The organism is Actinomyces polynesiensis, from assembly GCF_000820725.1.
GTDB classification, from domain to species: domain Bacteria; phylum Actinomycetota; class Actinomycetes; order Actinomycetales; family Actinomycetaceae; genus Pauljensenia; species Pauljensenia polynesiensis.
On sequence record NZ_CCXH01000199.1, the window covers coordinates 1 to 4,783 of the forward strand.

The 4,783-nt window shown below is 73.3% G+C and carries 5 protein-coding genes; 4 read left to right on the forward strand and 1 reads right to left on the reverse strand.

Annotation, left to right across the window (positions count from 1 at the left end; all coding sequences use genetic code 11):
• Both TA90_RS08495 and TA90_RS08500 read left to right on the forward strand, forming a co-directional pair.
• Positions 1 to 892 (forward strand): hypothetical protein (locus TA90_RS08495; protein WP_052450685.1); only part of this gene is annotated, 892 nt, incomplete at its 5' end.
• A 108-nt stretch (positions 893 to 1,000) separates the two neighbouring features.
• Positions 1,001 to 1,375 carry a sterol carrier family protein gene (locus tag TA90_RS08500; RefSeq protein ID WP_043535776.1) on the forward strand — a complete coding sequence of 125 codons (375 nt, stop codon included), beginning with the start codon at positions 1,001 to 1,003 and terminating at the stop codon, positions 1,373 to 1,375.
• Between the two features lie 165 nt (positions 1,376 to 1,540).
• Here the strand turns inward: TA90_RS08500 and TA90_RS08505 are convergent, their stop codons facing one another.
• Complete coding sequence (locus TA90_RS08505) at positions 1,541 to 3,232, reverse strand: phosphoenolpyruvate--protein phosphotransferase (RefSeq protein WP_043535777.1); 1,692 nt, start codon at positions 3,230 to 3,232, stop codon at positions 1,541 to 1,543.
• Positions 3,233 to 3,446: 214 nt separating this feature from the next.
• Here TA90_RS08505 and TA90_RS08510 point away from each other — a divergent pair, with 214 nt between their 5' ends.
• Positions 3,447 to 4,205, forward strand: a complete 759-nt coding sequence (locus TA90_RS08510) for a DeoR/GlpR family DNA-binding transcription regulator (protein ID WP_043535778.1) — start codon at positions 3,447 to 3,449, stop codon at positions 4,203 to 4,205.
• On the forward strand, positions 4,202 to 4,783 hold a 582-nt coding region (locus TA90_RS08515), incomplete at its 3' end, for a 1-phosphofructokinase family hexose kinase (protein WP_043535779.1). The genes TA90_RS08510 and TA90_RS08515, both read left to right, overlap by 4 nt.

The following is a 4,783-nucleotide window of genomic DNA, read 5'->3' on the forward strand; positions in this document are numbered from 1 at the left end:
CTCCCGGGCGCCCCTTCCCCGCGACACGCTGCTCGCCTGCGTGGTGGAGGACAGGCGGGGCCCCGACCCCGTGCGCCGCACCCTGCTGACCCGCATTGTCGTCTCCGCGGCGGGGACCTGGTCGAGGCCCTTCGTCCCCTGGGTGCCGGGGGCACCGCAGTTCCGCGGCCGGCAGCTGCACACGGTGGACTACACGCGGGCCGAGGACTTCTCCGGCGCCCGCGTCGTCGTGGTCGGGGGCGGGTTCTCGGCGGTCCAGTTCCTCCTGGAGCTCGAGCCCGTGGCTCACACCGTGTGGGCGACGCGGCGCCCGCCGAACTTCACCGACGTCACCTTCGACCACGTCTGGGGCACGGAGGTGGAGGAGGCCGTCGACCGGCGCACCGCCGCGGGTCTGCCCCCCGCATCCGTCGTGCGCACGACCGGCATCCCCCGGGAGCCCGCCTACCTCGCCGGCATCGCACGGGGGACCCTCGTCAGCCGGGGGATGTTCGACCGCATCGGCGCGCACGGCGTGCGGTTCTCCCCGGCGGCCACCTCAGCGGACCCTGCGGGGTTGGGGCCGGCTGCGCGGGAGCGGGACCGCGGGCTCGTGGAACCGGACTCCTGGCGGCCGTACGCGGCCCCCACCTGGGTGGACGCCGACGTGGTCTTCTGGAACACGGGGTTCCGCCCGGCCCTCGGCCCGCTCGCCCCGCTGCGACTGCGGGAGCCGGGGGAGCGGGGGATCGTCATGGACGGCCGCGTGACGGTGGCCGCCGACCCGCGGGTCCTGCTGGTCGGGTACGGCTCGAGCGCCTCCACGCTCGGGGCGACGCGCGCCGGGCGCGAGGCCGCACGCGTGGCACTCTCCCGGCTGACGGGAGGACCCCGCAATGGGGTCGGTCCCTGACCCGGGTGGGTCAGGTGGCTCCGGGAGCCGGGCGCAGGACCCCGGGCGCACGAGGGCGGACCCGCCCTCGTCGGTGGCCGGGGCGGGTCGGCGGCCTAGGATGGGCGGGTGCCCAGGAGACGGATCGACCCGGTCGAGGGGATGGCTGCCGTCCGGGCGTGGCGGGCGGGTCCCGGCTCACTTCCCCGGCGTGACCTGCTGACGGCCGTGAGGTTCAGCCTCGAGGAACTCGCGGCGCTCCACCCCGGCCGTTCGGTGGAGGTGCGGGTGCCACCGGCCGGTGCGGTGCAGATCATCGCGGGCACGGTCCACCGACGCGGCACCCCGCCGGCCGTGGTCGAGACCGACATGCAGACCTGGCTGGCCCTCGTGGTCGGTGACCTCGACTGGGCCGGGGCGGAGACGGGCGGCCTGGTGCAGGCCTCGGGGGAGCGGACGGACCTGGCTCCCTACCTGCCCGTGTTCGGGCGCGCGGACCTCTGAGGGGACCCGTCCCGGCTGCTCCCCGGGGCCTGTTGCATCCTCGCCGACGGGAGGCGCGGTGGTCGCCCGTGGATCCACCGGCCGGGGACCCGGGGCGTGCTTCACACGGGGGAGGTCCCGGGGACCGCGGCGTGACGCCGATGTCCCCGGGACCCCATTCCGGACTCAGGCCAGGCCGAGCGCCTTCCGGGCGCGCTCGCGGGCGGCACCCGCGTCCCGCGAGCCACGCACGGCCGCGGCAGCGGCCTCGCACTGGGCCATGGTCACCTGGGAGAGCTCGGCACCCACCGGCGGGATGGCGTTGGTGGCCATCGACAGGCTCGTGATGCCCATGCCCGTGAGCACGCAGGCGAGCACCGGGTCGGCGGCGGCCTCGCCGCACACCCCCACCGGCTTCGACTGCTTCCTCCCCTCGGCCGCGGTCCGCGCGATGAGCGCGAGCACCGCGGGCTGCCAGGGGTCGGTGTACTCCGCCAGGTGCGGGGACATGCGGTCCGCGGCCATCGTGTACTGGGTCAGGTCGTTCGTGCCGATCGACACGAAGTCGACGGCCTCGAGGAACTGGTCGATGAGGATCACCGCGGAGGGGACCTCGATCATGATCCCCGCCTTCAGGCCGCGCTCGCGGACGAGGCCGCTGAACCACTCGGCCTCGGGGATGGTGGAGACCATCGGGGCCATGACCCACACATCCGTGCCGGGCTGGAGCTTCGCCGCCTCGGCGATCGCGTCGAGCTGGTGGATGAGGAGCTTCTCGTTGTGGCCGGTGGTGCGGATGCCGCGCACGCCCAGCGCCGGGTTGAACTCCTCCGAGAGGGTCGCGAAGGGGACGGGCTTGTCGGAGCCCGCGTCGAGCGTGCGCACGACGACCTTCGAGGAGGGGAAGGCGGCGAACACCGGCTCGTAGGACTCGGCCTGGGAGTCCACCGAGGGCTCGACCGGGGTGTTGAGGAAGAGCAGTTCCGTGCGGAACAGCCCCACGCCCTCGGCCTCGCCCTCGGCCGCTGCGGCGGCACCCGCCCCGTCCTGGACGTTGGCCAGGAGCTGGACCGGGACGCCGTCGGCGGTGTGGGCGGGCCCGTGCCACTGACGGATCACCTTGAGACGCTCCGCGTCCTCGGCCACGGCCTGCAGGGCCCCGGCCTCGTCGACGCCGAGGGTGAGGGTGCCGCGGTGCGCGTCGACGAGGACGGGGGCGCCGTCCGGGATCTCGTCGAGCTCGCGGGCGGCGACGATGCAGGGGATTCCCAGTTGGCGGGCGATGATCGAGGTGTGCGAGGTCGGCCCGCCGACCTGGGTGGCGATGGCCACGTACAGCTCGGGGCGCAGGCCCGCGGTGTCGGCGGGGGAGAGGTCGTCGGCGAGGAGCACCACGGGATGGTCCGCCAGCGGGATCCCGGGCTCGGGCTGGCCCTGGAGGTGGGCGATGACGCGGTCGCGCACGTCGCGCAGGTCCGTGGTGCGTTCCTCCATCAGCCCGCCGGCCTTCTCGAAGAGCACGATGAACTTCTCCGTGGCCGCCATGGTCGCCTGGACGGCGGGGGTGCCCTTGCGGATGCGTCCCGTCGCCTCGCGCTTCCAGGCGCGGTCGGTGGCGAGCGAGGCCGTGACGGTGAGCACCTCCGCGACGTGGCCCTCGGCCTCCGAGGCGCGCTTGAAGAGGCCGTCGGCCACCGCCTTGGTGGCGGCGTCGAAGTCGGCGACCGCCCCCTCCCGTTGGTCCTCTGGGAGCTCCGGAGCAGTGGCGGGGGGCATCGGCGGTCGGCGTGTCCACGCTGCGGGGGCGTAGGCGACTCCGGGGACGACGGGCGTCCCGTAGACCGTCGTCGTCGAGGTGGGCTCGGTGCTGTCAGTCATGATGACTCCTCATCGGTGAGTTGGCCCCAGCCTAGATGCTCGGGACGTGACCGTCATCTCATTTCCGTGCGACGTTCCCCACATGAAGCAACATGAACTCACAGTGGCTTCCTGTGGGTTTGTGGTGTACGGTGTGAGCCATCGATCGGAGCCCATGGTTGGGCCCCGGCCGCGGGTCCGGAACCGGGCCCGGTCGACGACGGAGTGGACGCGGATGTACGCAGAGGAGCGCCAGCAGGAGATCCTGCAGACGGTGGAGCACGAGGGACGGGTCTCGGTGTCCGCCCTCGCCCAGCGTTTCGCCGTCGCGACGGAGACGATCCGCCGCGACCTCGACACACTGTCCTCCCTGGGACTGCTCACGCGCGTCCACGGCGGGGCCATCCCCAGCCGCAGCGACGAGGAGCCGGACCTGCCCACCCGTCTGTCGACGAACACCGCGGCCAAGCGCCGCATCGCGCTCGCCGCGAGCGCATTCCTGCCCAGCGGGACCAAACCCACCGTCCTCGTGGACGCGGGCTCCACCACCACCGAACTCGTGCCCCACCTCGCGGACCGTGGCCTGCGGATCGTCACCAATGCCCTGCCCGTCGCCGAGGCCGCGCTGGCCCTCGGCACCGTCGACATCGAGATCCTTCCCGGCAGCGTCCGGGGGCTCACCCACGCCGCCGTCGGCGTGGACACGGTCCGCGCCCTGTCCAGGATCCACCCCGACGTCGCCTTCATCGGGTGCAACGGGATGGGACCCGACGGGATCACGACCCCCGATCCCGACGAGGCCGCGACCAAGTCGGCGATGGTCCGGGCCGCGTCCCGCTGCATCGTCGTGGCCGACTCCTCCAAGGCGGGACAACGCCAACTGGTCACCTTCGCGGAGCTCGGGGAGATCGATGTCCTCGTCTCCGACACCTCCCTGTCAGATGCACACGTCAGCCTCTTCGAGGACAACGGAATCGAGGTCGTCCGCGCATGATCACCACACTCACCGCCAACCCGTCACTGGACCGGACCGTCACCCTGGCCGGGGAACTCGTCCCCGGAGGGGTCCACCGGATCTCCTCCGACGTCACCGGGCCGGGTGGCAAGGGCATCAACGTCGCCCTGGGCATCGCGCGGGCCGGCCTGGACGTCCTGGCCATCTTCCCGGCCGCCCCGGGGGATCCCCTGGTCGGGCTGCTCGACGGCCTGGGCCTGCCCCACCGCGAGACCCCGACCTCGGGTCGGGTGCGCACCAACCTCGCGGTGCTCTCCGAACCGGGCGTCACCACGAAGATCAACGAACCGGGTTCCGCCCTCAGCCCCTCCGAGGTCTCGGCCCTGGAGGACGTCCTCACCTCGGCCGTCTCGGCGGGTGACATCGCGATGCTCTCCGGTTCCCTCGCCCCCGGGATCCCCGCCGATGAGTACGCACGCCTCGTGGGTCTCCTGCAGGCCCGGGGGGTGTGGGTCGGGGTCGACACCTCCGACGAGCCCCTGCTCGCCCTCGCCGCCGCGGCACCGCAGGGAGCCCCGGACTTCCTCAAGCCCAACGCCGAGGAACTCGGCCAGCTC

Coding starts and splice junctions, on each gene's coding strand:
- TA90_RS08505 (WP_043535777.1), bottom strand. CDS start 3,232: ATGACTGACAGCACCGAGCCCACCTCGACGACGACGGTCTACGGGACG.
- TA90_RS08510 (WP_043535778.1), top strand. CDS start 3,447: ATGTACGCAGAGGAGCGCCAGCAGGAGATCCTGCAGACGGTGGAGCAC.